We start from the raw sequence: 25589 nt of genomic DNA, 5'->3' as shown, positions 1-25589 counted from the left end.
TGACAGGAGCCAGTCTCAAAATGACTAGAGCACGAAGCAGAAGCAGGGGCGCGAGCGTAGCTAACCTGCCGTGGAGGCGTTCAGCAGGTACCGCTGCGCCTGTTGCCGCTTCTGCGCATAGTTGCTGAGCAGCACTTGCTTTGATTTCCCTTCGTTGTCGTAAAACAGGCCGCCTTTATCGGCGATAAAGCGATAATGGTGTTCAATCTGGTTTATAACCCAGTCAATGCGTTGCAAGGTGAGCAAGGTACAAGACTGGCCATGCAGATCATCTTCGATATCCAGTACGTGGGAGCGGAAGGCCTCCAGGAAAAATAACTGGCTCAGCGCGGCAGAGTCCGCCAGCGCTGATTCCCAGCGTGCCGTTATCTGCTGAAAATGAGCCTGCACCTGCGGGGCAGCCCACCGGGCGCGTAGCCAGGCGAGCTTACGCCGGTAGCTTTCAACCGCTAGTCGCTTCAAATCGCGATAGTGCGCCAGCTGCTGCTCCGCGCCGGGGACCTGGGTCATCAGCCAGTTAAAAAAGAAGCGGGTCTCAAAGCGCTCGACAAAGTGAAAAAGGGGATCGGCCAGACCGTTGCTGTTGAATTCCCTGAGCGGATCGAAGGGATACATATAGCCAAAATCGAATAGCCACAGATGCTCCTCCCGGTCCACCAACAGATTTCCATTACAAAGATCCCACTCCATCAACCCCTGTTCTTCGCAAGCTTCCAGGGTAGTAAATAGCTGGGCGATCAGCGACGGGGTCAGTTGGTGAATCAGCTCGCCATCGATCCACGGAGAGAGAAGAATGCCGAGACGATAATCAGCATACAGCGTTGGGACGATGTGGGCGAAGCTCGGGGCGGTGACAGGGTTATCCTTCAGCCGCTGCAATGCCTGCCGGCTCTGCACTTCATTTAAAAACGACAGCTGGCCGTTAAGGTTGGCAACGCCAGCGACAGCGCGTCGTTTTTTTAAATTATACTCCTCGCAGCCGATGCGCAACCGGTAAACCTCACCGGTCAGGCCAGAACCGTATACCTGCACCACATACGGTGAATCGGGGCCCAGCGCGGCGAGGGTCTCCGGTGGCAGCGGGCAGTGGCTGACGTCGCCTACAATAAGGGCTTCTCCGCTGCGGTCAAACGCCTGCTGTTGCTGTTGTCTGAGGTTCATGGTGTCTCCGGGAATCTTTCGGCATCGAGAACGTACCGCGCTATAACACCTGAAAGCGGTAGTAAAAACATCCTACCTCCGACTGCCTTTTCAGGCTGAGCGGTGGCGCACCAGCGGAGGAAGCCAGGGGCATAGGGAAGTGGTCGGGACAGATGTTGTCAGCCTCGGTGGGTTTTAGCAGCCTGTTTATTCGCCTCATAGCGCTTCACTGCTCTTGACCCTTTTTTTACTCTAGCTCGTAATGTAAGCACACCTGTTTTAGTTCCACGCACTTTTTGAGAGTTCCGGTTTTTCAGCCATCAGCCGGTACTCTTCCGGCGTCAGATTATTCAGAGATTCATGAGGTCGCTCGCCGTTATATTCCATCAGCCAGCGCTCGGTAATTTCCCGTGCTTCATTCAGTGTTCTGAACAGGCATGATCTATGAACCGTACCGGGTTTCTTGGAGACTAAACTCTCAGTGAAAGGAGACCCAAAATGAAATCACAATCCGCCAAACGCTATCCCCCTGAACTGCGTGAGCGCGCTGTCAGAATGTTGTTGGAACACCGTGATGAGTATGACTCTGAGCCGGATGCCATTCGTGCCATATCGTCAAAAATCGGGTGCCATTACGACACCCTACGAGTCTGGTTGCGTCAGCATAAAAATGATGTCCGTGGTGGTGTCAGCCCCGTCAGCACTGATGATGGTGGACTGAGCACCAATGAGCGCCAGCGTTTAAAAGAACTGGAGCGTGAAAATCGGGAGCTACGCCGCAGCAATGATATATTGCGCCAGGCCTCAGCTTATTTTGCTCAGGCGGAGCTCGACCGCCACTGGAAAAAATAATGCCACTTATGCAGCGTCTGAGTGGTACACACGGGGTCGGGCCGGTATGTCGCGAACTGGATATTGCCCCGTCGACATATTACTGGCATCAGCAACGCCAGCTACATCCTGAGAAATGTAGCCAACGAGAAAAGTGCGATGCTCAAATCATCCAGGAGATAAAACGCGTTTACGGAGAAAATTACAGTGTCTATGGGGCACGAAAAGTCTGGCGTCAGTTGCTCCGCGAGGGCTTTAGCGTCGCCCGGTGTACTGTTGAACGCCTGATGAAAATAATAGGTCTTCGGGGCGTACTCCGTGGCAAAGTCATCAAGACCACGATCGGTCGTAAAACAGCGGCAGCAGCGGATCTGGTAAACCGCCAGTTTGTGGCAGAACGTCCCAATCAGCTTTGGTGTGCAGATTTTACGTACGTTAGCACCTGGCATGGCTTCGCCTATGTGGCGTTCATCATCGATGTGTTCGCAGGCACGATCGTTGGCTGGCGGGTCTCATCGTCGATGGAAGCAAGGTTCGTGCTGGATGCTCTGGAACAAGCTCTGTGGGCACGTCGCCCCTCAGGTACAATCCATCACTCGGACAAGGGCTCCCAATACGTGTCACTGGCGTACACCCAGCGGCTGCAGGAGGCGGAGCTGTTGGCGTCGACAGGCAGTACAGGCGACTCTTACGATAATGCCCTGGCCGAGAGTATCAATGGCCTTTACAAAGCGGAAGTGATCCACCGTAAAAGCTGGAAAAACCACACGGAAGTGGAGCTTGCGACACTGGCGTGGGTGGACTGGTTCAACAATCGAAGGTTACTGGAACGGCTAGGACACATACCGCCGGTAGAAGCCGAAAAAGCTTATTATGCTACCAGTACAAATAATGATCTGGCAGCCTGAGCTTCCGGACTAAACACTCTCCAAAAAAACCGGGGCGGTTCAGTGCGGACTTAACAGCGCCCCTCTTGGCACATCCCTGACGTCCCCACCTTCCAGGCTTTTACCTCTTTCAACCGCTCACATTGCTCAAAACCGTATACCACTTAAAATCGAACTTCCGATATACGGATCGGTATCCTGTATCATGCGATATGCCAACAGATACCATCAGATATTATGAGAACAAGAAACGAACAGAATTTAGAGTATCTAGCTGATTTCAGAAATGAAAAAAGCCGCCCTTAGGCGACTTAATTGCATCGTATGGTGCGAAGGCCGGACTCAAATCATGTCGTAACTTAATGAAATCAAAAAGATAATATATAAACCATAAATTATATGCCCCCTTTTGTGCCCCCAACCATTTTTGCGACCATATCAAACTTAGCTGTTTGATATTACTATCTAATTAAAGACTAACGCCCCATTCGGTTAGGATCCGAAACCCGGATCCTAACCGGAACTCAAATACCATAAAAAAGTTTTTTTGCATTTAACTGTTCACACTGTTCACCTCCTTATTTTTCTTTTTAATATCATAGTGATAGATGGTGATTAGTTGGTGAAGAGTGAACAGTCAACTCTTCACCTCAGCGCATCTCTGGCCTGTTTCCGGCGAACATCACCGCAATACGATGGTGATGAGGGGGGGGGTAAAAAGTTTTTTTGGGTTTAACTGTTCACACTGTTCACCTTTGGTTTTTTATTAATACTTTCATAGTGATACAGGGTGAACATACGGTGAAGGGTGAACAGTGGATTGTTCACCCTTGAGGGAGGGACAGATACAAAAAGACCGGCTGTTGCCGGTCTGAGACAGGTTAAGTTGCGGTGGGTTCGTCGCACTTCGGCAGCCAGTCGCCGTAGCTTTCTTCTTTCAGCGACAGGTTGGTTTGTATCCCCTGCTTTGTGTGCCGCTTCTCATAATTCATCCCGTACTCTTTCAGCATCATGGGCAGTCCCAGTCCGAACATTTTCAGGCTGAGCACATTCCTGTAGCCGTTGGCCTCCATATAGGCCAGATACGCGTGATAGAGATATTTACGGTAATTACGCGGGATGATACTGGCATTACCCATGAACATCCCGTTGGTCTGCGGCAGCGCTTCCAGATAGCCGCAAAAATCAAACGTCGGGTCAGCGTCGCGTTTGATGCTGAGCGCCTCATCGGAGTTCTGCTGCGACTGGAGCAGGGCGCGGGCGCTCATCGGGTCGCTGAACTGCTGCATCAACTGGCGTACGATGACGGCCAGCTCGCGGGCGATTTTATCCCTGAGCTGCGGGTCGCGCTCCTCCGGGGCTATCTGCTCCGGGAAGTGGATAATCACCCGGCGACGTGACACGCCGCCGCTGCGGTCGGTGAAGCGCATCGGGTTATTGTTCACGGCCAGAATCACCGCCGGAATATGTGTCGAGTAGGGATTCTGGTATTTCGGGTCAACGGAGACCGCATCGCCGCCGGTGATGGCCTTGAGTCCGGCACCGTCACCGCTCCATTTCTCCTGGTCAGGCAGACGTATCAGTGAGAAGCCAATCAGGGAGGCACGCTTGCGCGGGTCTTCCAGCGTGTCGATATCGGCTGACGTGGCGTTATCCTCTCCGGCCAGCATCGTGGCGATTTCGGCGAGAATACTTTTCCCGCTGCCGCCGGGGCCGGTGACTTCGAGAAAGAGCTGCCAGTCGTAGCGGTTCGCCAGCACCATAAATAGCGCGGCCAGAATCACGTTACGTTTTGTCGGGTTGCCACTGGCCGCCCGGTCGAGCCAGCGCCAGAAGTTCGGCGCGTGGGTTTCCAGCGTTTCCCCTTCCACCGGCGGGGTAAAATCCACGTCACACAGGGTGCGCAGCCAGTGCGATTTGCTGTGCGGGCTGAACAGACCGCTCTGGGTGTCGAGCACCCCGTTGCGAAAACCAATCAGACGGCGTGCTGGTGCATCCTGCTGCGGAATAATCAGTTTCAGGGTCTCCACCACAGAGGTGATTCTCCCCGACGAGAACGGGGCGCGTATGCGCTGGAATAAATCAGCCACACTCCGTGAAAAAGTGGCGGCCGGGATATTTTTCCAGATGCCGTTTTCATAGCGGGACAGGAGCTGGCCGTTGGCGTCCACGGCCAGCGCTTCACCGTAATGCTCATGCACCCGCCAGGCCTTGTCGCTGGCGCCCATGGCGGTAAATTCCGCCTCGCTCATGGTGTCAAACGGGCTTTGTGCCGCTGGCCGGATGGCGGCATAAATGGCTTTCCGCGTGGCGTCCTCCCCCTTCAGCATCATCGCATCATTCCAGTCACCGAACACCGGCGGCAGGGCGACAACGCCCTCACAGGCCTGAGCGGCAGCTACCGCTTTAGTCTGGCCGTCGCCGTTCAGGTCACGGTCGGCGGCGAGGATAATCTGACAGGCCGGGTGTTTCTGACGGGCCAGGCTCGCCAGAGAAAGAAGGTTCACGGACGACAGCGCCACCATGACGGTTTCTCCGGTCAGGTGATGCACGCTAAGGGCCGTCGCATAGCCCTCCGCTATCCACAGGCGTTTTCCCGTCTGTTTCTGTCCGTCGATGAGATGGCATGCGCCTTTGACCTGCCCGCCCTTCAGGGTGCGCTTGAGCCCCTCAGCATTAATAAGCTGGAGGTTAACCAGCACGCCGGACTCGTCATACAGCGGCACCACCACATCACCGGCGCGGTAGGCCACGCCGCCGGTTTTGTGAGACGCGGTCAGCGTCAGACACTCACGACCGGCAAAGCCCTTGCGGGTCAGGTAGGCGTTGCCGGTAGCCGGGTGAGTTTTCTCCAGCAGTCTGACGGCCAGCGCGGCCGCTGCTTTGCGGTCGGCTTCAGTCTCAGCCTCTGCGGCTGCTATCGCCTCCGGGGCCACCGGTGGCAGGTGGCCGGTGACGGCGTTCACCTTCCCGGCGGCCTCGGAGGCCGACACGCCGAACACCTTCTCAACCAGTTTAAGGCCGTCACCGGCGCCGCACTGGTTACAGAACCATGTGCCGCGCCCCTCTTTATCGTCAAAGCGGAACCGGTCAGCCCCGCCACACACCGGACAGGCCTGATGGCGGTTTTTTATCACTTTCATTCCCAGCGCCGGGAGAATGCGCGGCCAGTGGCCGCACGCCTGTTTTACGGTGTCCGTTACGTTCATTTTCATGGTTTTCTCCCTCAGTGCAGTACAGGCGATGTGATATGGCGGGCGCAGAGCTCATCCATCACGGCGAGCCCGAGGAAGGACAGCGACGGAGCGGCTTTCAGCGGCCCGGCCTCCATCAAATCTTCCAGCAGCGCACAGGCAATCAGACGGCCTTTTTCCTCGCCGTGCTGGCGCAGATAGAAGCCCTCCAGCTCGGTAGCGATGGCGCTTTCCAGCGCGTCGAGGGTGAGGTGGGGATAGCGGTGCTGACGTTCGCACAGGGTCAGCCAGGCACAGGCCACGGCGCGGCGATACAGAGCAGCACGCAATACAGGCGGCAGAGGCGTTTTCATACGTTGCCCTCCCCGGTGAACCAGCGGTGGTTGCAGCGCTCGACCACGCCGTCGAGCTGGGCGGTCATCAGGTAAATCACGGAGGTAAGCTGTAACTGCTGGGCCGGGTCACGACGCAGGGAAGTACAGTCCTGCACCTGCATCAGCTCGCCGACGAACTGGCCGACGTTGCGCAGGTGCTCCAGGCATTCGAGGTCTTTGACGGTGATGGCGGGCTGTTTCATGCGCGCACCTCCGCCACCGGCAGACGACCGGCAAACGAGAGGACGTAATCGCGGACGAGGGAAAGGCGTGCGGCGTGTTCATCTCCGGCCACGGCGCGGAGCATACAGATACGGGGCTGACGGTCTGCGCGACGAACGGCGGCAAACACAAAGACAAATTGCGGGTGTGACGGGGTGAGGATAGTAGCCATGACGGCAGCCTCCTTGAAGTAGTTTGAAAAACTACCACCGGAAACGCCAATTTCACTGGTGGCAGCCCGAGCGGGGTTGGCGTAACCGGCCTTCAAGGGAACCGGCCAGCCCGAAGGCTGCCCCGCCCGGACTACCATTATCAGAAAAGAACCCTGGTGCACGAATAAACACCACAGCCCTGAAAATGGGTGTGCCTGAGCAACGACATAAAAAAACACGCATGGCGCGTGTCGTGTCGCCTTGAAGTTATTCGGAACGCCAATTCCGGCTGTCGATTTTGCGACAGCGGCAAAACTATACCTGGAAACGGCGAAGGGAAGCAAGCCAGAAAAAGAGGGTTTTTGCGGAACGGGCATCATCATGCGTCATAGCCCCGGTTGCGTTCGGCGATACGGTCGGCCATCCACCCGGTGATTTCCGACTGCGCCCACGCCACGTTTTTCCCGCCGAGGGAGATTTGTTTCGGGAAAGCCTCCCGGCTGATGAGGTCGTAAATCGTGGAGCGGGACAGCCCGCACAGATGCATCACCTCGGGCAGACGGATAAAGCGTTCCTGAACGGCGTCAGAGAGCGGCATCAGCGGCGCAGCAGGGGCAGAAGACGGGGAAGAAAAAGCGGTGTGCATCGGGCTACCTCATAAAGTCCATACAGTGCCGGTCGTGTCCGTCCGGCTTCAGGTAGCTCTCTATTTTGTGAATATTTTCTCTGAGGGCAACAAGTCTTTTTGCAGCGAAATACCACACAACAAGCTGTTAACAAGCAAATGGCAAACAGTGGCAATCCCTGACAATCGTTGACAATCCCTGATAATCCTTTGGTAAACCGATGATTACTTTTATTTATATATTCTTCATTTTTAATCGCAAAAAAGACTAAGTGAACAAGGCATCGTCAAAACTGAAAGGTGAACAGTGGTGAACAGTGGGTGAACAGTCACCCCCTCAACTGTTCACCCTTTATCTTACTGTATTACTTATATTTTTTCTTATGGTGAACAGTGGTGAATAGTTAACAGTAAAAAAACAAACAGTGAGCATGCTTTTCCTGAGACCTTTCTCTGGCAAGCCGGGTTTTGACGTCCTGTTTGTGCCAGAACTGCCACAACCGCAACAGGTCGTGTTGTTGTGTGTGCCCCGGCAGAATCACCTCATGTTGAAATCACGAGGAAACCTGCCATGACCGACACCCCCTTTATCCCTGATTACCTGAAACCGGCTCTGGAGCGACTGGCCGCCGCCAGAACGGCCCATCTTGAACAGGCCCGCCGGATGGAGGACACCCTGACGGCCATCACCCGCGCAGAGGAGCAGAAAGCGGCGCTGGAGCAGGACAACGGCAGCGACACCCGCACATGGCGCGCTGCTTTCCGTGCCGGGGGTGCCATGCTGACCGATGAGCTGAAAAGCGGTCATATCGAACGCGTGGCCCGCCGGGAGCTGGCGCAGGAATGTGACAACCTGACCGAAGTGCTGGCCTTTGAACGTGACCTGCTGAAAGTCGCCTGCAACAGCACCGCGCAGGCATTCCGCCAGGCGCATCACGCCGTACTGTCTGAATACGCGAAGGAAGAGCTCGACCGGGCGCTGAACGACACCCTCGGGCCACTGGTCCGGGCGATGGTGCTGAAAGCGGATGTGATGGCAAACCCGCTCGCCAACACCATCGGCCATCAGGGGTATATCGAGCCGGAGAAAGAGGTCATGCATCAGGTGGTGACCTTCCTGACCAGGAAAGTGAGCGACTTCTCCGTCACGCCAGCGGATGAGCCGGTGCTCTCCCTGACCGGCTTCCCGGCCGTCGCGCTTGCGCACATGGACCACGACGCCGCCAGCACGCCCGGCCAGCTAAAAGTCTGGCAGGAGAAAATCCGTCAGCGCGAGGCTGACCTGAAAGCGCGGGGGCTGCTGCCATGATGCACTGTCCGTTCTGCAAAAAGTCGGCGCATGCCCGCACCTCCCGCTATCTGTCGGAGAACGTCAAACAGCGCTATCACCAGTGCACCAATATTGAGTGCTCGGCGACGTTCCGCACCACTGAAGCCATCGACGAGGTTATCCGGCCCCCGGCGGAGAAGACGCCGCCTGTCGCGGAGCCGGTCACACCCCCGGCACCCCGCAAGGTGCAGGGCTGCTACAGCTCGCCATACCGTCATTAATCAGGGGAGAACTGACCATGACCACCCTCACGCTACAGCAGGCCTTTGAAGCCTGTCAGAAGAACGAAACCGCCTGGCTGAACCGTAAAGCCGAACTCGCGGCCGCAGAGCAGGAATATCAGGAACAGGTGCTGGCCGGGGATGACCGTATACCGGGCAGAATGCAGACACTGCGCGAGATTATCGATGTCAAAAAATGGGAGATAAATCAGGCCGCCGGGCGCTATATCCGCTCCCATGAAGCGGTACAGCGCATCAGTATCCGCAACCGGCTGAATGACTTTATGCAGGCGCACGGGACAGAGCTCGCCGCCACGCTCGCCCCGGAGCTGATGGGACTCAGCCAGCAGCCCGCACTCCTGACCGGCCATGCGCTCGACCGCTCGGCGCATTACCTGCGCGAAGCGCTGTCCGTGTGGCTGAGTAACGGTGAAGAAATTAATTATTCGGCAGAAGACAGCGATATTTTAACGGCCATCGGATTCAGGCCTGACGCGGCTTCACGGGTGGATAATCAGGAAAAATACACCCCCGCACAGAGCCTGATTTATGCCCGCCGGCGCACGGAACTGGCCGGCAGGTAGCCCCGCAAGAAATCCCCGAAAATACCGCTATTTTTCCCGAATTAAGCCATGCATCCACAGGGTGCATGGTTTTGCATGCGCTTTCCCGTCCAGTCACTCCCTTCGCAGCCCTGTCCCGGCGCGGCCTGAGCCCCCCGATGCACCTGCATGAAAACCGACCCACGAAGCGTGCAGGCGAGGCGGGGAAAGCACTGCGCGCCAGCGGTAAAGTATTTATTTAATGATATTTAATTTGGCGGCCTGAGCGCGTCGCTGCGCTGCGCGGGTTCGCGGGAGTGTCGGTGGGTGGTGCGGTGCTGTTCGGGGGCGTGGTGAGCCTCTGAGGCGGTTAGGTGAGGGATAAGAAAACACAACACAGTGGATGAGGGAAATCTGTTATTTCAGTATTCATTTTATTGTTCCTAAAATTGCTATTTCCCTGACGTATTCAGGTCTGTAGCAGCCTGAACCTCGCCATGCACCTGCATGCAAATCACCCCACGTAGCAGGCTGGAGAGGCGGGGGAATAATTACGTACCTGCATTAAAAGACGTATTAATTTCGATAGCCGGTTAAGGCTAATAAGAGTGAATGTAAAAAATGCAATAGTCAGTTACACATCAGTATGTAGCAAAGCGAAAAAAAAAAATAGATTGCGTTATTATATATAAAACACTCCAAAATAAGAGCAACCACGACAAATTAGAAATACCGACCCATTCAAAAAAAATTTTATCAAGCCTGTTACACCTCCATATTACCAGTGATGCAACAGGATTTTAATAGCACTTATAACTTGCGTATTATATTACTATTATAATGCATAAGATTCACATGCAAACCATCTAGCATAGCAATTAGATCGGTATATTTTTCACTAGTACCCATTATAATTTGTTTGTCATCCAAGTATGACTCAGAGGCTTTTTTTATGAATGTTTTAAAGCTAACATCTTTGGTTTCCTGTTGCCTTGGTTCATCCATAATGAGTAAACCCAAGTGATTTGTAGATATATCATGTGAATGGGAATCCAGCATTAACAATGAATATAGATATGACCAAATCACCCTTATATTATCACTAGCAGATGCTTCAGAACCAATATCTACGCTATCTACAGTGGGTTTGTATGTATTTGTCGACAAATCAAAATCTTCAATAGGTGTGCTTTTGTATCCAAAATCTTGCAAATTGGTCTTAAACGAATCCTTTAAGATTTTTAGTTTTAATCTGTCTTTTTGAGTAAAACCATCATATGGAAGCTTCGCCAGTCTGTTATTACACTCCCGCCAGTCGGAGAGAACAGCAAGAAGTGTAGTTTTTTTATCGTCTTCAAAATTCAAGAGCGAGCCCAAACTGTCAATATCTTTTTCCAGCTTAACCTCTTTCCGTATTAGTTCTCTAAGCTCTGAATTTATAGGGGATGAGATACTACGATGAATTTCTCTAATCTGATTACGCAACTCTCGAACTCTAGCATTAGCCACATTTAATGCTGCCTCTTTCTTTTCAAATTTTAATTTTTCACTTTTGGCTAAACTATCGAAAACTGCAAAAGTTTTCTCAAGATATTTTATATTGTCTTCAACCGTTAATGTTTTACCATCCAAAACTGTTGGCAAAAGTGTATTTTCTATATTTTGCCCACACGTTGGACAATTGCCTTCAACAAAAGAAAAACTCTCCTGTGAACCTAATAACTGCAGCTTTTCAATATCCTTATACTTTCTCAAGCTTTCTTTCGTGTCATTCAACCCTTTGTTTATTGATATAATATACTGCTTATTGGACTCTATATCAGATATTAATAAGGAAAGAGCGTGCTCATGATTTGCCAAATTTACTCTCAAATTATCAAGAAGTAAATCCAGTCCTCTATCATTTGGGATATCATCATTTTTTATCTGCTCTCTGACGGCTTCTAACTCATTTTCAAGAATCGATTTATACTTTGGTAATGATACTTCATGATTCTCTTCATCCAGTGTATATAAATCACTATCCTGATAGATCTCAGACTTGGCGGAGATTTTTTCAGGTATTCTTGTTGACACAAAGAAACCATAAACTTTTGCATTAGATTCTAAATCAGAGATTGTATTCATCCATTTAGTTTCATAGTTTCTCTTTTCATCCAAACATACCTCTCGCTTCCTTCTAATTTCGCGAACATCCAGATCGAGAGTATACTCAAGAATATTTTGTGACAAATCCTTTATTCCAAGGTAAGTTGGAATGATATTCAGTATACTACCCCACCCCCTAGTCTGCTCTACATAATTAACTGTAAAAATTGACTCAATATAAAGTGGGCATTTGGTACCATCATATTTAATCACCTGTGGTTGTTTTATTCCTAAAAAATCAGACAGGAAATAATGAAATCCCTTTTCACGCTGTGCAGAACCTGGATCTTTTAGAAAGAAATCATTAAATTCCCGTGGGTTAATTTGGTTAAACTCACAATCGTAGACGGTAACTATTTTTGAAGCCTCACTATCACTCTTCCTTAATACAGTAATTGTTCTTGCATTTTCATTCGCAATTTGGAGATATATTTTAGATTCATTAACTTGTATTTCCGCATCATTATCATCCCTTAATTTTGTTGTAAGTGCAGATTTTAAAGGATTGTTCCTCGAAGGTCCCAAAATACCTTCCAATCCTAATGCATAGATTATTGATTGTATGCATGTAGACTTACCAGAAGAATTCTCAGCACTTATGATATTTAAGCCATAGTCAAATTTGAGGTCTACCCCATAAGCCCCATCACTTGTACTTGTCCTAATTATCAATCGTTCCACTTTAAGCTTGCTCATATAATCCCTTTGTATAGTATCTGATCGATTTTTTTATCGGAAAACTCGGATTTACTGTATTTGTCAATAAATTCCTTTTCAAAAACAAACAATGTTGGGTCTTTATAAATTTTGTTAGACAAAAGCACACCTTTATTGGTTAAGACAATACTTTTTGCTGAGTCTAAGGAAAATACTCCTTCAGCTAATCCCAATGATATTGCTTTATCTAAGAGAGGATCAAAGCGAATGTTAATGTCTCCATAAGCCCCCTCAGAAAAATATCGAACTCTTTTATCAGCAGACGATATTAAGGAGTATAAAACTTGCATTTTTTTCAAGTTCGCAGAGGAACCCCTACATAGCTTTTTAAGAATAATAGCCAGTAAAGATATTCTCCAGATAGGTCTTAATTCCGGTTCAATTGGCGAACCAATTGAGTTAAATGTCATTTTTTCAGGAGTTTCTTTTAAAATATCCATGATTAAAAGTCCAAATTACAACGCATTAGCCAATCACCGACTACTCCAATTGAAATGCATTTTAAATTATCTTGATGAAGACGGCTGGATTCTTTGAGCTTATTATTAAGAAATTCCATTTGCTGATATGGAGTTAAAATATCATGATCAAAGAAAGTTAAGGACAAATCTTGTTCACGATCCAAAATGCCGTTAGTGATTTTCTCATGTAAAATTGGATAGTTTTCTTTTAGGTCGTTCATGATATTTTTATACATAACGATGTTTTTTAACAGTATTGTCGATGTATTTTCAACCTGAGCTTCGTCGTTCTTTAATTTTGCAAGCTTTCTTGATATATTATCGCCAAATTCACTGCTATTATCTTTAAGATGATCAATATCACTAATATCCACTTGAGGAAGTTCTATTCTCAGTAGCCTTAGCCCACTACTAATTAAATCGTCCTCTTCTTTTTTGAAATTGTCTCTATCCCAAATCAATACTTTAAAATCATTATTATCAACATAAGGCAAATTGGCAGCTAGAACTTCACTTTCCTTATTAACAACATGTACATTCAATTGTTTAGACAAATGCTTTGGCACTACTAAAATCCAACGTCTTATTTTTGTATTTCGTAATATTTTCTTTAAATATCCTTTTTTATCTAAGATAAATTTCCCAATATCCGCAGTCACCTTATCTCTTTGTTTTTCATACAACTTATCTACTGTGCATGCCTCATCAGGACAATAAGACTGGAAAGCATATCCTTGCAGGCAATACCCCTCAATGCCTGCATCACCATTATGAAAGTCAGGTATTGGGACATAATTTTCGTCACCAAACTTAAGCCGCAGAAGATCATTTACATGACCTTCCCATTCTTTGGCTTCCCATACTTTATTTTTAGATATTTCCATTAGCCGCCAACTTGGAATAATTGGTATTTAAAATATAAACACCATTATCACAAAGAAACAAACAAATCAACAACTTAAGATAGACTAACTGTGGAAAAATCTATTTATCATCAATCTATTTGAAATTTAATATTTTTTTAATCGCGCAAAGTCGAAGGATGTGATGTAGGTTGATTTATTCATATCAAGATAGTCAGCCCACCATTGAACCATGAGGCGTCGTTCATCCAAATGCTCAGATGTATGAATATACGCCGCACGCACATTATTACGCTCTGAATGGCTCAACTGCCGTTCTATCGCGTCATCGCTCCATAACCCTGACTCACCGAGCGCACCACGCGCCATCGTCCTGAACCCATGCCCGCAAACCTCAGTTTTCGTGTCATATCCCATGGCACGCAACGCACTGTTTACCGTGTTTTCACTCATGACCTTAGTTGCATCGTGATCCCCCGGAAAAAGCAGCTCTTTATCACCACTAATCTGCTTTAACTGGGCTAACAAAATCATCGCCTGCCGACTAAGCGGAACGATATGCTCCTCTTTCATCTTCATGCCACGGTATGAGTAACGCACGCCTTTAATTTCTTCTCGCTTTGCAGGTACACGCCAAAGAGATTTATCGAAATCAAACTCTTCCCAACGAGCAAAACGTAACTCGCTGGAACGTACAAAAGTTAGCAGAGAAAGCTCAACCGCGATCCGCGTCATTACACGGCCACGATATGCAGCAAGACGAGCAAGAAACTCAGGGAACCGGCTAGAGGGTAAAGCAGGATAGTGTCGTGCTTTGGTTGTTGATAAAGCACCAGCCATATCACTGGCCGGGTTAGAGTCGATGTAATCGTTCTGTACGGCATAACGCATAATGGCCGTGACACGCTGCTGAAGACGCTGCGCAACGTCATGTTTACCACTTGCATCAACTTTTTTAATCGGGGCTAACAGGTGGCTGGTTTTGAGCTGGCGAATATCAGACGTGCCGATATAAGGAAAGATATAAAGCTCAAGATAGCGAAGAACGCGCGATCGATGGTCTTCACTCCAGCGCTTGTTACTTGCATGCCATTCACGAGCAATGGTTTCGAAAGTATATGCTCCCGAATTTTCAGCCTGAGCTTCTTTCTGTTCGGCTTTCGGGTCAATGCCCTGCACTAACAGCTTTTTGGCTTCATCGCGCTTTGCTCTCGCCTGAGCAAGCGTCACGGTAGGCCAAACACCAAAAGCGAGGCGATCCTCTTTTTTGTCAGAGGGGCGTCGGTATTTCATGCGCCAGTATTTGGACCCCTTAGCCGAAACTTCGAGATACAAACCGCCACCATCGGCCATTTTGTAGGTTTTGTCTTTAGGCTTTGCGGTCTCTACCTGCCTGGCGTTGAGCTTCATTTTGGGGGCACATTTCTAATCGAAGTTAAGATGCCCCCAATTATGCCCCCAATGACATCCGGATTTCAACGGACAACCTCGGACGACTCAGGACGTAAAAATCGCTGCAAGCATTGATTTTTAAGGGATAATTGGACTTTCTCGGATGGTCTTGGAAGTACTAATGGTGCCGAAGGCCGGACTCGAACCGGCACGTATTTCTACGGTTGATTTTGAATCAACTGCGTCTACCGATTTCGCCACTCCGGCACGGAAAGGATACGGAAAACGTTCTGGATTATACCTGTCGCACGCTGCCATGCAAGCAACGTTGCATTCACCTGCCACCAAGTGATGAATTTTTCATCGGCTCAGTGTGTTAGCCTCTTCAGGGTACATTTTGCCCTCCTCTATAACCCCCATCCCCCCTCCTTCTGCCAAGCGTCCCCTCGCCCCATGCTCTACACTTCCTTCTTAACTACGCCAAACCCAAGGAAACTGTCATGAGCACTATTAAAAGTTACGCCGCCAAAGAAGCGGGCGCCGATCTGTCGCTGTGGGAGTACGATGCCGGCGACCTTAAGCCGGAAGATGTCGAAGTGCAGGTGGAGTACTGCGGGATCTGCCACTCCGACCTGTCGATGATCGACAACGAATGGGGCATGTCGAGCTATCCGCTGGTGGCCGGTCACGAGGTGATAGGCCGGGTGGCGGCGCTGGGCAGCGCGGCGCAGGATAAAGGGCTGAAGGTTGGCCAGAAGGTCGGTATTGGCTGGACGGCGCGCAGCTGCGGCCACTGCGACGCCTGTATCAGCGGCAACCACGTGAACTGTCTGGAAGGCTCGGTGCCCACCATCATCAACCGCGGCGGCTTCGCCGATAAGCTGCGCGCCGACTGGCAATGGGTGATCCCGCTGCCGGAAAACGTCGATCTTGAATCCGCCGGGCCGATGCTCTGCGGCGGCATTACCGTCTTCAAGCCGCTGCTGATGCATCACGTCACGGCGAACAGCCGCGTCGGCGTCATCGGCATTGGCGGCCTCGGCCATATCGCCATCAAGCTGCTGCACGCGATGGGCGCGGAAGTCACCGCCTTCAGCTCCAATCCGGCGAAAGAGCAGGAAGTGCTGGCAATGGGCGCCGATCGCGTAGTGAACAGCCGCGATCCCGAAGCCTTAAAGGCGCTGGCCGGCCAGTTCGACCTGATTATCAACACCGTCGCCGTCGACCTCGACTGGCAGCCGTACTTTGAAGCGCTGGCGTACGGCGGCAACTTCCACACCGTCGGCGCGGTAATGAAGCCGTTCCCGGTCCCCGCGTTTACCCTGATTGGCGGCGACCGCAGCATCTCCGGTTCGGCCACCGGCAACCCGGCCGAGCTGCGCAAGCTGATGAAATTTGCCGGACGCAGCAAAGTCGCGCCGACCACCGAGCTGTTCCCGATGTCGCAGATCAACGAGGCGCTGAAGCACGTTCGCGAGGGCAAGGCCCGCTACCGCGTGGTGCTGAAAGCCGACTTCTGATCGTTCCTCATCATGCTTCAGGCCGCAGCCGCGCGGCCTGAACGCCACTGGCCGGGATGATGCCGGGCGGCCCGTCTGCCCGGCGCTTGTTTCCCTGGTCATTAAACCGTCATCTCCCCGCCATACGTTTGCAGTCAATCCTTCTCACAATCCGGGCTTCTACAAACGCCTGAACGAGACGTCCGCCACCATGAGAAAAACCTGGCTCCCCTGGCTGATACTGTCGCCTTCCCTGCTGTTTTTATTACTGTTTACCTGGTTTCCCCTCGGGCGATCGGTTTATGACAGCCTGTTCGATACCCGCATGGTCAGCGACGGCGGCCAGTATGTCGGGCTGGAGAACTTCAGTCGTCTGTTCGCCGACAGCGTCTTCTGGCAGTCGCTGGTGAATAACCTGCTTTATATCCTGCTGACGGTGGTACCGGGCGTGACCCTCGCCCTGCTGCTGGCGGTCGCCCTGACCGAGAATCACCGCGTCAACCGCTGGCTGCGCACCGCCTTCTTCTTCCCGATGATTATCCCGATGGTCAGCGCCGCCGCGCTGTGGCTGTTTATCTTTATGCCCGGCCTTGGCCTGCTCGACCACTATCTGGCGAAGCTGTTTGGCCCGATGAACAACAACTGGCTGGGGCGCAGCAATAGCGCGCTGCTGGCGCTGGCGCTGATTGGCGTGTGGAAGTTCGCCGGTTACTACATGCTGTTTTTCCTCGCCGGGTTGCAAAGCATTCCGGCCTCCACGCGCGAAGCGGCGATAATGGAAGGCGCCACCCGCACGCAGGTGTTCTTTAAGGTGACGCTGCCGCTGCTGCGCCCGACCCTGAGCTTCGTCATAACCACGGCGCTGATCTACTCCATCACCCAGATCGACCACGTGGCGGTGATGACCCGCGGCGGGCCGGATAACGCCACGACCGTGCTGCTCTACTACATCCAGAACCTCGCCTGGGACACCCATGATTTAGGTAAAGCTTCCGCCGCCACCTTCCTGACGCTGGCCGGGCTGTTTGCCTTCTCGCTGATTAACCTCAAACTGCTGGAGAAAGGAGCGCACTATGAGCGCTGAAATCTCGCCGCTGGCGCTGCGATCGCACAGCGCATCGCGCCCGCTCTGGCTGCGCCTGCGCCGCTCGCAGCCCTTTACGCTCACGGTATTAATGTGCTGCCTGGCGCTGCTGTGGATGAGCCCGTTTTTATGGATGCTGGCAACCTCGTTTAGCGCCACGACCTTCGGCGAGGATATGGCCTCGCTGCTGCCCCGTATGCCGCTGACGCTGGATAACTTCCGCGATGCCTGGGACAGCGCCGACTGGCTGAGCCTCTACGCCAACACCCTTATCTTCACCTTCGGCACCTTCTTCGCGCAGCTGTTGACCATCACCACCGCCGGCTACGTCTTCGCCTGCCACGAGTTCCGCGGCAAGAAGACGCTGTTCCTGATGTTCCTCGTCCAGCTGATGATCATGCCGGTGGTGATGATGGTGCCGAACATGTTGACCCTGAAAACCTTCGGCCTGCTCAACACCCTCACTGGGGTAATGATGCCCTACTTCACCTCGGCGTTCGGCGTGTTCCTGATGCGTCAGGCGTTTCTGGCCATACCCAAAGAGCTGGAAGAGGCGGCGCTGATGGAGGGCTGTCGCTGGTGGCAGGTGCTGTTCCGCGTGCTGCTGCCGATGTCCTGGCCGTCGGTGCTGGCCTTCGCCACCGTCAGCATTACCTACCACTGGAACGAGTATCTGTGGCCGCTGATGATGCTGAACGACCCGGACAAACAGGTGCTGACCGTGGGGCTGGTCTCGTTCGCCATGGGCGCCGAATCCGGCGGTCAGTGGGGCATCATCGGCGCCGGCACGCTGATGGTCTGCCTGCCGCTGATGCTCGCGTTCATCCTCTTCCAGAAACAGTTCCTGCGAAGCTTCGGCTTCTCCGGGATCAAATAAGGAGCTCTTCATGCTGTTAGCGCAAATTTCCGATACCCATTTCCGCAGCCGCGGCCAGAAGCTGTACGGCTTTATTGACGTCAACGCCGCTAATGCCGACGTCGTCTCCCAGTTGAACGCCCTGCAGGAGCGTCCGGACGCGGTTGTGGTGAGCGGCGATATCGTCAACTGCGGCCGCCCGGAAGAGTATGAGGTCGCCCGCCAGATCCTCGGCAGCCTGAACTATCCGCTGTATCTCATTCCCGGCAACCACGACGATAAAGCGCTGTTTCTGGAATACCTGCATCCGCTGTGCCCGCAGCTCGGCCGCGATGCGCAAAACATACACTACGCGGTAGACGATTTTGCCACTCGCCTGCTGTTTATCGACTCCAGCCGCGCGGGTACGTCGAAAGGCTGGCTGACCGAGGAAACCATCAAGTGGCTGGAGTCTCAGCTGTTTGATGGCGGCGATAAACCGGCGACGGTGTTTATGCATCATCCGCCGCTGCCGCTGGGCAACGCGCAGATGGACCCTATCGCCTGCGAAAACGGCCATCGTCTGCTGGCGCTGGTTGAGCGTTTCCCGTCGCTGACGCGCATTTTCTGCGGCCATAACCACAGCCTGACCATGACCCAGTATCGCCAGGCCATCATCTCCACCATCCCGGGAACCGTCCACCAGGTGCCCTACTTTCATGAAGATACCCGACCGTATTACGACCTCTCTCCGGCGTCATGCCTGATGCATCGCCAGGTCGACGAGCAGTGGGTGAGCTATCAGCATCCGCTGACCCACTACGCCGGACCGTGGATGTACGACGAAAATATCAGCTGCCCAACGGAAGATCGCTAAACGCCATGCTTAGTCTGCAAAACATCAGTAAACAGTTTGACGGTAAACCGGCCCTCAGCGCCCTGTCGCTGGATATTCGCGAAGGGGAATTCGTGGTGCTGGTGGGCCCGTCCGGCTGCGGTAAAAGCACCCTGCTGCGCCTGCTCGCCGGGCTGGAGCCGGTCAGCGAGGGGGAGATCTGGCTGCACGATGAGAACATCACCGACATGTCGCCCAGAGAGCGTAATTTCGCGATGATCTTTCAGAACTATGCGCTGTTTCCGCACCTGTCGGTGCGCGACAACATCACTTTCGGCATGAAGGTACGCAAAGAGGAGAAAACCAGCTGGCAGCCGCGGGTGGATAAAGTCGCGCAAATGCTGCAGCTGGATACCCTGCTCGATCGCAAGCCGGCGAAGCTCTCCGGCGGCCAGCGGCAGCGGGTGGCGATGGCGCGGGCGATTGTGCGCAATCCGCGCCTGTTCCTGATGGATGAGCCGCTCTCCAACCTTGACGCCCGCCTGCGTAGCGAAGTGCGCGACAGCATTATGGACCTCCACCAGCAGCTCAGAACCAGCACCGTCTACGTCACCCATGACCAGACGGAAGCGATGTCGATGGCCGACCGCATCGTGGTGATGAACGGCGGCCACGTACAGCAGGTCGGGCGACCGGAGTATCTCTACGCCAACCCGGCCAACCTGTTTGTCGCCGGGTTTATCGGATCTCCGGCGATGAATCTGCTCTCGCTGCCCTGCGCTGATGGTGAGGTATTACTGGGTGAGCTGCGCTATCCGCTGCCGCCGCGCTACCGTGAAGAATCCCGGGTGTGGTTAGGCATTCGCCCGGAACATATCAGCGACCGCGTGGAGGAGAACCATCTGCGCTTGCCCGCCACCGTGCTGCAACGAGAACTGATGGGAGCCGATTATTTGCTCCACGTCAGTACCCCCATCGGCACCTTACGCTTTAGCCGTCGCCATCGCGGCGCGGTACCGGAGAAAGGCGATTCGCTGATCCTCGGCTTTTCACCTGCCGATGTGCATCTTTTTCATGCTGAGAAACAGCATAATTTAGCGCCGGTACATCAGGCGTAATTGTTGCAGTCAGTTTGGACACGGACAGCGCGGAAGAACCGGAGCGTACGTGTAGTACGTGAGGATTCTGAGCACTGCCCAGGGCCAAACTGGCAAATAAAATAGCCTGTGGACAGGTGCTTACTGATGGAGACAAACTATGTTTAAACCTCTCACCGCTCTCGCGGTTGGGCTCAGCCTTGCCCTGAGCGGCGCGGCGCTGGCGAAAGAGAAGATCGACTTCATGTTCCCGGCGCCGGTGGACGGTAAGCTGACCATGGAGATGACCCGCGTCATTAAGCAATTCAACGAGTCGCAGCAGGATGTCGAAGTGCGCGGGATCTTTACCGGTAACTACGACACCACCAAGATCAAAGCCGAATCAGCGCAGAAGGCCGGACAGCCGCCCGCGCTGGTGATTATGTCCGCTAACTTCACCACCGATCTGGCGCTGAAGGATGAGATCCTGCCGATGGATGAGCTGTTCCAGTATGGCGATCAAAAAGCGGGGGATTTTCTGGTGAAGGCGTTCTGGCCCGCCATGCATAAAAACGCCCAGGTGATGGGCACCACCTATGCGATCCCGTTCCATAACTCGACGCCGATCCTCTACTACAACAAAACGATGTTCGATCGGGCCGGGATCAAACAGCCGCCGCAAACCTGGGCCGAGCTGCTGGCGGACGCCAGAAAGCTGACCGACGAAAGCAAAGGCCAGTGGGGGATCATGCTGCCGTCGACTAATGATGATTACGGCGGCTGGATCTTCTCGGCGCTAGTGCGCGCTAACGGCGGGAAATATTTTAACGAGGACTATCCGGGCGAAGTCTATTACAACACGCCAACCACCATCGGCGCCCTGCGCTTCTGGCAGAACCTGGTCTATAAAGACAAAGTGATGCCTTCCGGGGTGTTAAATTCGAAACAGATCGGCGCCAGCTTCTTCTCCGGCAAAGTCGGAATGGCGATGCTGAGCACCGGCGCGCTGGGCTTTATGCGCGAGAACAGCAAAGATTTTGAGCTGGGCGTGGCGATGCTGCCGGCTAAAGAGCAGCGGGCGGTACCGATCGGCGGCGCCAGCCTGGTCAGCTTCAAGGGCATCAACGACGCGCAGAAAAAAGCGGCGTATCAGTTCCTGACGTATCTGGTGAGCCCGCAGGTCAACGGCGCCTGGAGTCGCTTTACCGGCTACTTCTCCCCGCGTAAGGCCGCCTACGATACGCCGGAAATGAAGGCGTATCTGCAGCAGGATCCGCGCGCGGCTATCGCCCTCGAACAGCTGAAGTATGCCCATCCATGGTACTCCACCTGGGAGACCGTTGCCGTGCGTAAGGCGATGGAAAACCAGCTGGCCGCGGTGGTCAATGATGCCAATGTTACCCCGGAAGCCGCGGTGCAGGCGGCGCAGAAGGAAGCCGATGCGTTGATGAAGCCCTACGTCGATAAAACCGCGCTGGCGGAAGTGAAGTAGCCCTTTCCCTCGCTATCCCCGTCGATAGTTGAGGTATCTTCTGTCATACCGTACGGAAGCAGTGTACCCCCTCCCCCTGTTTCAAGGGGGAGGGGATCGTTCGATACGGCTCATTAGCCCGGGCCGTACAGACCGCTGAGTACCTATCCAGCATCGCAGATACCGCTCAGCGTTACACTTTATTCGCCTGCGATTCAGCCACTATTCGCCGGGCCCTGGCGGCCTGCCCTTCTTCACTGGTGTCCAGCTTATCCCGCAGATAGTGCTCGATTTGTTCAAGACTACGGTGGCGAGTTTCCGGTACGCATTTAATGACGAATATCGCGCCAAATACGCCAATACCGGCGAAGATAAAAAAGGTGCCTGAAAGCCCTAACCACGCCAGCAGTATCGGGAAGAACAGGGAGATCAGGAAGTTGGCAATCCACATTGAAAATACCGCCCCCCCCATAAAAATACCGCGCAGACGGGTTGGGAAAATTTCCGACATAAGCAGCCAGGTCACCGGCGACAGCGCCCCCTGCTGAAAGCTCAGAAACAGTAACATCCCTGCCAGAACCATATAGGCACGCAGCGCATCAGGCTGGCCGTTAACCGTCTCCGGCAACAGATAGCTGACCGCACCGATAAAGACCAGGCAGGCGGTGCAGCCGAACTGACCAATCATGGTCATTGGGCGACGGCCAATTTTGCCAAGCATCCAGATGCCAACGAATGTCATCAATACTGAGACTACGCCGTTGGCGATAGTGGCAAACAGCGCGGCATTATCAGTCATACCAACCGAGGTCAGTACCGTGGGGGCATAGTACATAATGGTATTTACACCGGTAAGCTGCTGAATAACCGCTATACCAATACCGATCATAAACAGCTTGAACAACCACGGGGTCATAATCTCGCTGAACCGGGGCTTACCGAGATTGCGCTGTTCATCCAGCGTTTCGGTGATTTCCAGCAGCTCCCACTCAACATCATCTTTATGCCGGGTGCGCTCAAGCACGCGACGGGCTTCCGCCAGGCGCCCTTTCATCGCGTACCAGCGCGGTGAATCCGGCATAAACATCATGCCAAACCAGAGCAGCACGGCGGGTAGCGTCGCCACCGCCAGCATCCAGCGCCAGGTGCTTTCCCCGCCCCAGACTTCATGGAACGTGGCATTAGAAATATAGGCCAGCAGTTGACCGGATACGATCATCAGTTCCTGCAAAGTAACCAGCTGTCCGCGCTTATTCGCGGGAGCTATCTCGGCAATATAGACCGGTACGGTGGCCGCAGCCCCGCCGACCGCCACGCCGAGAATAAGACGAAAGAAAATCATCCAGTTAACGTCCGGCGCCATAGAGGTGCCTATCGCGCCGATGGCAAAAAGCACCGCCAGCCACAGAATAATTTTCTTTCTGCCCGCCGCATTCGCCAGATTGCCAGAAAGCAGCGCGCCAAAGGCGGCGCCGAATAGCAGCGAGCTGGTGACCAGACCGGTGGTAAAGGGAGTAAGATGAAGCTCGGTGCCCATAAAGAGTAAAGCACCGGAAATCACCCCGGTATCATAGCCAAAAAGTAAACCGCCAAGCGTCGCGATCAGGGCGACAACTTTTACAAAGGGCGTTGTCGGGGTCTCGCTATTCGGTCCCGACGCTTTATTGAGTGTAAGATATTGTTCCTTAGACATAATAGACTCCAGTAACCCGCCTTGTTTGAGGGAAGATTTGCTCTAGTCTGAATGCAGAGGCCGAGGCCTCACCGACGTGTTGTTTTCGTTCTACGTCTTGAGCTACTGCTGAGTGATGGGGTAAAAAAAGCAGGCCATACGACGTATGGCCTGAAAATGAAACAACGATTAGATTCCTGCCGTCTCGCGGATATATTTGCGCGCTTTTACGGCGTATTCGAATGGGTTGGCCAGCGCCGGATCCTGCTCGGCCTCAACCACCATCCAGCCTTTATAGCCATGTTCGTCCAGCAGTTTGAACACCGGACGGAAATCAATAACGCCGTCGCCCGGCACGGTGAAGGTCCCCTTCTTCACGCCGTCCAGGAAGGAGAGCCCTTCGCGACGCACCTGCTCGATCACCGGCGGACGCACGTCTTTCAGGTGTACGTGGTTAATGCGCGGCAGATATTTTTTCAGAATCGCCAGCATCGGCTCTTCGCCGCCTTCGGAATACCAGGCGTGTCCGGTGTCGTAGAGCAGGAAGACTTTGTCATCCACCAGCGACATAAACTTGTCGATCTCTGCCGTCGTCTGGATACCGGTACCCATATGGTGATGCAGACAGACCTGCATGCCCTTTTCCGCCGCCAGACGACCGAGGGTGTTATAGCCCTCCGCCACCCGCTGCCACTCTTCTTCGCTAAAGCACGGTTTCGCATTCTCCAGGATGGGCTTTTCCAGCCCCTGAATGCTGCCGCTCTGCTCGGAGCAGCCGATGACTTTCGCGCCCATAGCATGCAGAAAATTCATGTGGTTAACGAATTCGTCAATGGTCTTTTCCCGCTGGCCGTTAGCAAAAAAGGTGCTGAACCAGGCGTTGCAAATCTGAATGCCGCGGATATCCAGCATCGGCTTGAGAACCGCCGGATCGCGCGGATATTTGCTGCCGACTTCGCTGCCGGTAAAGCCCGCCAGCGCCATTTCGCTGACGATTTGCTGGAAAGTATTTTCGCTGCCCAGCTCCGGCATATCGTCGTTAGTCCAGCCAATCGGGGCGATGGCCAGTTTTACGTTATCTTTGTTCATAGTAGGGGCTCCTGCCGCTGCGCCTCACCGGCGCAGCAATTCACGTTCGATGAGTTCACGGGTTTCCACTGCCTGGTATTTCATTTTTTCCGGGTAGCCGAACAGCGAGGTGGCCACAATCGGCTCACCGCCGACCTTGAAGGTCTGTTCGGCAAATTTCATATCGCGCAGAGTGCGGAACAGCGCGTCGAAATCAACATCCCCTTCCCCGACGCCCACGTGCTGGTGAACGACGGCATCTACGCCCGGTGGGTTAACGATATAGCGGCAATGTTTTGTATGGTTGCGGGTATCCGCGATCAGCACGTGGGAGAGATCGCTTCCCGCGTAGCGCAGCATCTTCTCAACGTCGCCCACGCCTTTGTCATAAAAGAAGGTGTGCGGGACGCTGTAAACGTACTTCACGTTATCGCTGCGGAACGACTTCACGATATCGACGGTTTCGTTGTTCTCTTCGCAGAAGTCCCACGGATGCGCCTGAATTTCAACGCGGATGCCTTCGCGCTCAAAAATCGGCAGCAGCTCTTCCATAGAGCGATAGAACATCTCATCGCAAATCTCCGGCTGGTTAGGATCGCCGGAAAACTCGGTGTTGATCACCTGTACACCCATTTCAACCGCGATTTCGATCAGCCGTTTCCAGTTTTTCACTGCCGCCTGACGGCGCAGCTCATCCGGACCGGACCAGCGATAGACGCAGATAAACGAAGAGAGCTCCACGCCGGTATCGCGCAGCGCCTGCTTGTACTCAGCCATAATTTCCCGGCTGGCCCGCGGGTGCTTGTAGAACGGGTTGATCTGCGGGTGCGGCGATTGCTCAATGTATTTGTAGCCCCATTCGGCCACCTGGTGGACCATGCGGGTAACCCCGAGGTCTTTAATAACATCAACGTCAAAAGCAATTTTCATCGTCGTTACCTGTGCAAAGA

At 53.1% G+C, this 25589-nt stretch carries 23 protein-coding genes, 1 tRNA gene, 2 pseudogenes and 1 other annotated feature; of the genes and pseudogenes, 10 read left to right on the top strand and 16 right to left on the bottom strand.

Going from position 1 to position 25589, the window contains the following annotated elements; translation table 11 throughout:
- Nucleotides 1–60 precede the first annotated feature (60 nt).
- Both BWI76_RS03215 and BWI76_RS03210 read right to left on the bottom strand, forming a co-directional pair.
- Nucleotides 61–1161 (bottom strand): AarF/UbiB family protein, encoded by a 1101-nt coding sequence (locus tag BWI76_RS03215; RefSeq protein WP_004136092.1) that lies wholly within the window; start codon nucleotides 1159–1161, stop codon nucleotides 61–63.
- A gap of 258 nt (nucleotides 1162–1419) precedes the next feature.
- A pseudogene (locus BWI76_RS03210) lies at nucleotides 1420–1575 on the bottom strand (integrase core domain-containing protein); the annotation flags it as partial.
- 63 nt (nucleotides 1576–1638) lie between these two features.
- Here BWI76_RS03210 and BWI76_RS03205 point away from each other — a divergent pair.
- A protein-coding gene (locus BWI76_RS03205) for an IS3 family transposase (protein WP_177916616.1) occupies nucleotides 1639–2879 on the top strand; the annotation gives its coding sequence in 2 pieces (ribosomal slippage) (nucleotides 1639–1954 and nucleotides 1954–2879; 1242 coding nt in all).
- Nucleotides 1947–2063 (top strand) — a sequence feature (AL1L pseudoknot). (Overlaps the previous gene by 117 nt.)
- A gap of 860 nt (nucleotides 2880–3739) precedes the next feature.
- Here BWI76_RS03205 and BWI76_RS03200 read toward each other — a convergent pair.
- The 6 genes and pseudogenes from BWI76_RS03200 to BWI76_RS03180 all read right to left on the bottom strand — a co-directional run bounded on the left by BWI76_RS03200 (nucleotide 3740) and on the right by BWI76_RS03180 (nucleotide 7446).
- Entirely contained in the window at nucleotides 3740–6073 is a 2334-nt protein-coding gene (locus BWI76_RS03200) for a primase-helicase zinc-binding domain-containing protein (protein WP_004136096.1), read from the bottom strand.
- Between the two features lie 11 nt (nucleotides 6074–6084).
- Nucleotides 6085–6405 (bottom strand): DUF5375 domain-containing protein, encoded by a 321-nt coding sequence (locus BWI76_RS03195; RefSeq protein WP_004136098.1) that lies wholly within the window; start codon nucleotides 6403–6405, stop codon nucleotides 6085–6087.
- The gene (locus BWI76_RS03190) at nucleotides 6402–6629 is read right to left on the bottom strand and encodes a hypothetical protein (protein WP_004136110.1); all 228 of its coding nucleotides are present in this window, start codon (nucleotides 6627–6629) and stop codon (nucleotides 6402–6404) included. The genes BWI76_RS03195 and BWI76_RS03190 overlap by 4 nt, the downstream gene beginning before the upstream one ends.
- Entirely contained in the window at nucleotides 6626–6820 is a 195-nt protein-coding gene (locus BWI76_RS28635; protein ID WP_032433479.1) for a host cell division inhibitor Icd-like protein, read from the bottom strand. Before BWI76_RS28635 ends, BWI76_RS03190 begins: the two co-directional genes overlap by 4 nt.
- A 24-nt stretch (nucleotides 6821–6844) precedes the next feature.
- Nucleotides 6845–7177: pseudogene (locus tag BWI76_RS28630) on the bottom strand (ash family protein); the annotation flags it as partial.
- 2 nt (nucleotides 7178–7179) lie between these two features.
- Nucleotides 7180–7446 (bottom strand): helix-turn-helix transcriptional regulator, encoded by a 267-nt coding sequence (locus BWI76_RS03180; RefSeq protein WP_004136113.1) that lies wholly within the window; start codon nucleotides 7444–7446, stop codon nucleotides 7180–7182.
- A gap of 550 nt (nucleotides 7447–7996) precedes the next feature.
- Between BWI76_RS03180 and BWI76_RS03175 the strand changes: the two genes are divergently transcribed.
- Genes BWI76_RS03175 through BWI76_RS03165 form a run of 3 tightly spaced genes read left to right on the top strand, consistent with a single transcriptional unit; the run spans nucleotide 7997 to nucleotide 9560 of the window.
- Nucleotides 7997–8734 carry a hypothetical protein gene (locus BWI76_RS03175; protein ID WP_004136114.1) on the top strand — a complete coding sequence of 246 codons (738 nt, stop codon included), beginning with the start codon at nucleotides 7997–7999 and terminating at the stop codon, nucleotides 8732–8734.
- Entirely contained in the window at nucleotides 8731–8976 is a 246-nt protein-coding gene (locus BWI76_RS03170) for an ogr/Delta-like zinc finger family protein (RefSeq protein WP_004136116.1), read from the top strand. Before BWI76_RS03175 ends, BWI76_RS03170 begins: the two co-directional genes overlap by 4 nt.
- Nucleotides 8977–8993: 17 nt before the next feature.
- Nucleotides 8994–9560: a phage polarity suppression protein gene (locus BWI76_RS03165; RefSeq protein ID WP_004136118.1), complete on the top strand. Its 567-nt coding sequence runs from the start codon at nucleotides 8994–8996 to the stop codon at nucleotides 9558–9560.
- Between the two features lie 768 nt (nucleotides 9561–10328).
- On the opposite strand, the gene BWI76_RS03160 is transcribed toward BWI76_RS03165, so the two are convergent.
- The 5 genes from BWI76_RS03160 to BWI76_RS03145 all read right to left on the bottom strand — a co-directional run bounded on the left by BWI76_RS03160 (nucleotide 10329) and on the right by BWI76_RS03145 (nucleotide 15366).
- Complete coding sequence (locus BWI76_RS03160; protein ID WP_004136120.1) at nucleotides 10329–12362, bottom strand: ATP-binding protein; 2034 nt, start codon at nucleotides 12360–12362, stop codon at nucleotides 10329–10331.
- A complete protein-coding gene (locus tag BWI76_RS27995; RefSeq protein WP_145977443.1) occupies nucleotides 12359–12823 on the bottom strand; it encodes a hypothetical protein in 465 nt (154 codons plus the stop codon). Before BWI76_RS27995 ends, BWI76_RS03160 begins: the two co-directional genes overlap by 4 nt.
- Nucleotides 12824–12825: 2 nt before the next feature.
- Entirely contained in the window at nucleotides 12826–13728 is a 903-nt protein-coding gene (locus BWI76_RS03155) for a hypothetical protein (RefSeq protein WP_004136122.1), read from the bottom strand.
- 126 nt (nucleotides 13729–13854) lie between these two features.
- A complete protein-coding gene (locus tag BWI76_RS03150) occupies nucleotides 13855–15117 on the bottom strand; it encodes a tyrosine-type recombinase/integrase (protein WP_004136132.1) in 1263 nt (420 codons plus the stop codon).
- Between the two features lie 164 nt (nucleotides 15118–15281).
- Nucleotides 15282–15366, bottom strand: a tRNA-Leu gene (locus BWI76_RS03145).
- 233 nt (nucleotides 15367–15599) lie between these two features.
- Between BWI76_RS03145 and ahr the strand changes: the two genes are divergently transcribed.
- The 6 genes from ahr (at nucleotide 15600) to BWI76_RS03115 (ending at nucleotide 21920) form a co-directional block, all read left to right on the top strand.
- On the top strand, nucleotides 15600–16619 hold the full coding sequence (gene ahr, locus BWI76_RS03140; protein ID WP_004128305.1) for an NADPH-dependent aldehyde reductase Ahr: 1020 nt from the start codon (nucleotides 15600–15602) through the stop codon (nucleotides 16617–16619).
- A 190-nt stretch (nucleotides 16620–16809) separates the two neighbouring features.
- Entirely contained in the window at nucleotides 16810–17682 is an 873-nt protein-coding gene (locus BWI76_RS03135; protein WP_004128303.1) for a carbohydrate ABC transporter permease, read from the top strand.
- Nucleotides 17672–18559 (top strand): carbohydrate ABC transporter permease, encoded by an 888-nt coding sequence (locus BWI76_RS03130; protein ID WP_004136134.1) that lies wholly within the window; start codon nucleotides 17672–17674, stop codon nucleotides 18557–18559. The genes BWI76_RS03135 and BWI76_RS03130 overlap by 11 nt, the downstream gene beginning before the upstream one ends.
- Nucleotides 18560–18569: 10 nt before the next feature.
- Nucleotides 18570–19394, top strand: coding sequence for a phosphodiesterase (locus tag BWI76_RS03125; RefSeq protein ID WP_004136135.1), 825 nt, complete (start codon nucleotides 18570–18572; stop codon nucleotides 19392–19394).
- Nucleotides 19395–19399: 5 nt separating this feature from the next.
- Nucleotides 19400–20470: an ABC transporter ATP-binding protein gene (locus tag BWI76_RS03120; protein WP_004136137.1), complete on the top strand. Its 1071-nt coding sequence runs from the start codon at nucleotides 19400–19402 to the stop codon at nucleotides 20468–20470.
- 139 nt (nucleotides 20471–20609) lie between these two features.
- A complete protein-coding gene (locus BWI76_RS03115; RefSeq protein WP_004108836.1) occupies nucleotides 20610–21920 on the top strand; it encodes an ABC transporter substrate-binding protein in 1311 nt (436 codons plus the stop codon).
- A 172-nt stretch (nucleotides 21921–22092) separates the two neighbouring features.
- On the opposite strand, the gene BWI76_RS03110 is transcribed toward BWI76_RS03115, so the two are convergent.
- The 3 genes from BWI76_RS03110 to BWI76_RS03100 all read right to left on the bottom strand — a co-directional run bounded on the left by BWI76_RS03110 (nucleotide 22093) and on the right by BWI76_RS03100 (nucleotide 25569).
- Entirely contained in the window at nucleotides 22093–23592 is a 1500-nt protein-coding gene (locus BWI76_RS03110; RefSeq protein WP_004136138.1) for a sugar porter family MFS transporter, read from the bottom strand.
- Nucleotides 23593–23760: 168 nt separating this feature from the next.
- Nucleotides 23761–24660 carry a myo-inosose-2 dehydratase gene (iolE, locus tag BWI76_RS03105; RefSeq protein WP_004098147.1) on the bottom strand — a complete coding sequence of 300 codons (900 nt, stop codon included), beginning with the start codon at nucleotides 24658–24660 and terminating at the stop codon, nucleotides 23761–23763.
- Between the two features lie 24 nt (nucleotides 24661–24684).
- The gene (locus BWI76_RS03100; protein WP_004098146.1) at nucleotides 24685–25569 is read right to left on the bottom strand and encodes a sugar phosphate isomerase/epimerase family protein; all 885 of its coding nucleotides are present in this window, start codon (nucleotides 25567–25569) and stop codon (nucleotides 24685–24687) included.
- Nucleotides 25570–25589 lie beyond the last annotated feature (20 nt).

Origin of the sequence: Klebsiella sp. M5al (assembly GCF_002090195.1) — a bacterium.
Classification (GTDB): Bacteria; Pseudomonadota; Gammaproteobacteria; order Enterobacterales; family Enterobacteriaceae; genus Klebsiella; species Klebsiella grimontii.
This window is presented reverse-complemented; position numbering and strand designations above follow the sequence as displayed.

Coding starts and splice junctions, on each gene's coding strand:
- BWI76_RS03215 (WP_004136092.1), bottom strand. CDS start 1,161: ATGAACCTCAGACAACAGCAACAGCAGGCGTTTGACCGCAGCGGAGAA.
- BWI76_RS03200 (WP_004136096.1), bottom strand. CDS start 6,073: ATGAAAATGAACGTAACGGACACCGTAAAACAGGCGTGCGGCCACTGG.
- BWI76_RS03195 (WP_004136098.1), bottom strand. CDS start 6,405: ATGAAAACGCCTCTGCCGCCTGTATTGCGTGCTGCTCTGTATCGCCGC.
- BWI76_RS03190 (WP_004136110.1), bottom strand. CDS start 6,629: ATGAAACAGCCCGCCATCACCGTCAAAGACCTCGAATGCCTGGAGCAC.
- BWI76_RS28635 (WP_032433479.1), bottom strand. CDS start 6,820: ATGGCTACTATCCTCACCCCGTCACACCCGCAATTTGTCTTTGTGTTT.
- BWI76_RS03180 (WP_004136113.1), bottom strand. CDS start 7,446: ATGCACACCGCTTTTTCTTCCCCGTCTTCTGCCCCTGCTGCGCCGCTG.
- BWI76_RS03175 (WP_004136114.1), top strand. CDS start 7,997: ATGACCGACACCCCCTTTATCCCTGATTACCTGAAACCGGCTCTGGAG.
- BWI76_RS03170 (WP_004136116.1), top strand. CDS start 8,731: ATGATGCACTGTCCGTTCTGCAAAAAGTCGGCGCATGCCCGCACCTCC.
- BWI76_RS03165 (WP_004136118.1), top strand. CDS start 8,994: ATGACCACCCTCACGCTACAGCAGGCCTTTGAAGCCTGTCAGAAGAAC.
- BWI76_RS03160 (WP_004136120.1), bottom strand. CDS start 12,362: ATGAGCAAGCTTAAAGTGGAACGATTGATAATTAGGACAAGTACAAGT.
- BWI76_RS27995 (WP_145977443.1), bottom strand. CDS start 12,823: ATGGATATTTTAAAAGAAACTCCTGAAAAAATGACATTTAACTCAATT.
- BWI76_RS03155 (WP_004136122.1), bottom strand. CDS start 13,728: ATGGAAATATCTAAAAATAAAGTATGGGAAGCCAAAGAATGGGAAGGT.
- BWI76_RS03150 (WP_004136132.1), bottom strand. CDS start 15,117: ATGAAGCTCAACGCCAGGCAGGTAGAGACCGCAAAGCCTAAAGACAAA.
- ahr (WP_004128305.1), top strand. CDS start 15,600: ATGAGCACTATTAAAAGTTACGCCGCCAAAGAAGCGGGCGCCGATCTG.
- BWI76_RS03135 (WP_004128303.1), top strand. CDS start 16,810: ATGAGAAAAACCTGGCTCCCCTGGCTGATACTGTCGCCTTCCCTGCTG.
- BWI76_RS03130 (WP_004136134.1), top strand. CDS start 17,672: ATGAGCGCTGAAATCTCGCCGCTGGCGCTGCGATCGCACAGCGCATCG.
- BWI76_RS03125 (WP_004136135.1), top strand. CDS start 18,570: ATGCTGTTAGCGCAAATTTCCGATACCCATTTCCGCAGCCGCGGCCAG.
- BWI76_RS03120 (WP_004136137.1), top strand. CDS start 19,400: ATGCTTAGTCTGCAAAACATCAGTAAACAGTTTGACGGTAAACCGGCC.
- BWI76_RS03115 (WP_004108836.1), top strand. CDS start 20,610: ATGTTTAAACCTCTCACCGCTCTCGCGGTTGGGCTCAGCCTTGCCCTG.
- BWI76_RS03110 (WP_004136138.1), bottom strand. CDS start 23,592: ATGTCTAAGGAACAATATCTTACACTCAATAAAGCGTCGGGACCGAAT.
- iolE (WP_004098147.1), bottom strand. CDS start 24,660: ATGAACAAAGATAACGTAAAACTGGCCATCGCCCCGATTGGCTGGACT.
- BWI76_RS03100 (WP_004098146.1), bottom strand. CDS start 25,569: ATGAAAATTGCTTTTGACGTTGATGTTATTAAAGACCTCGGGGTTACC.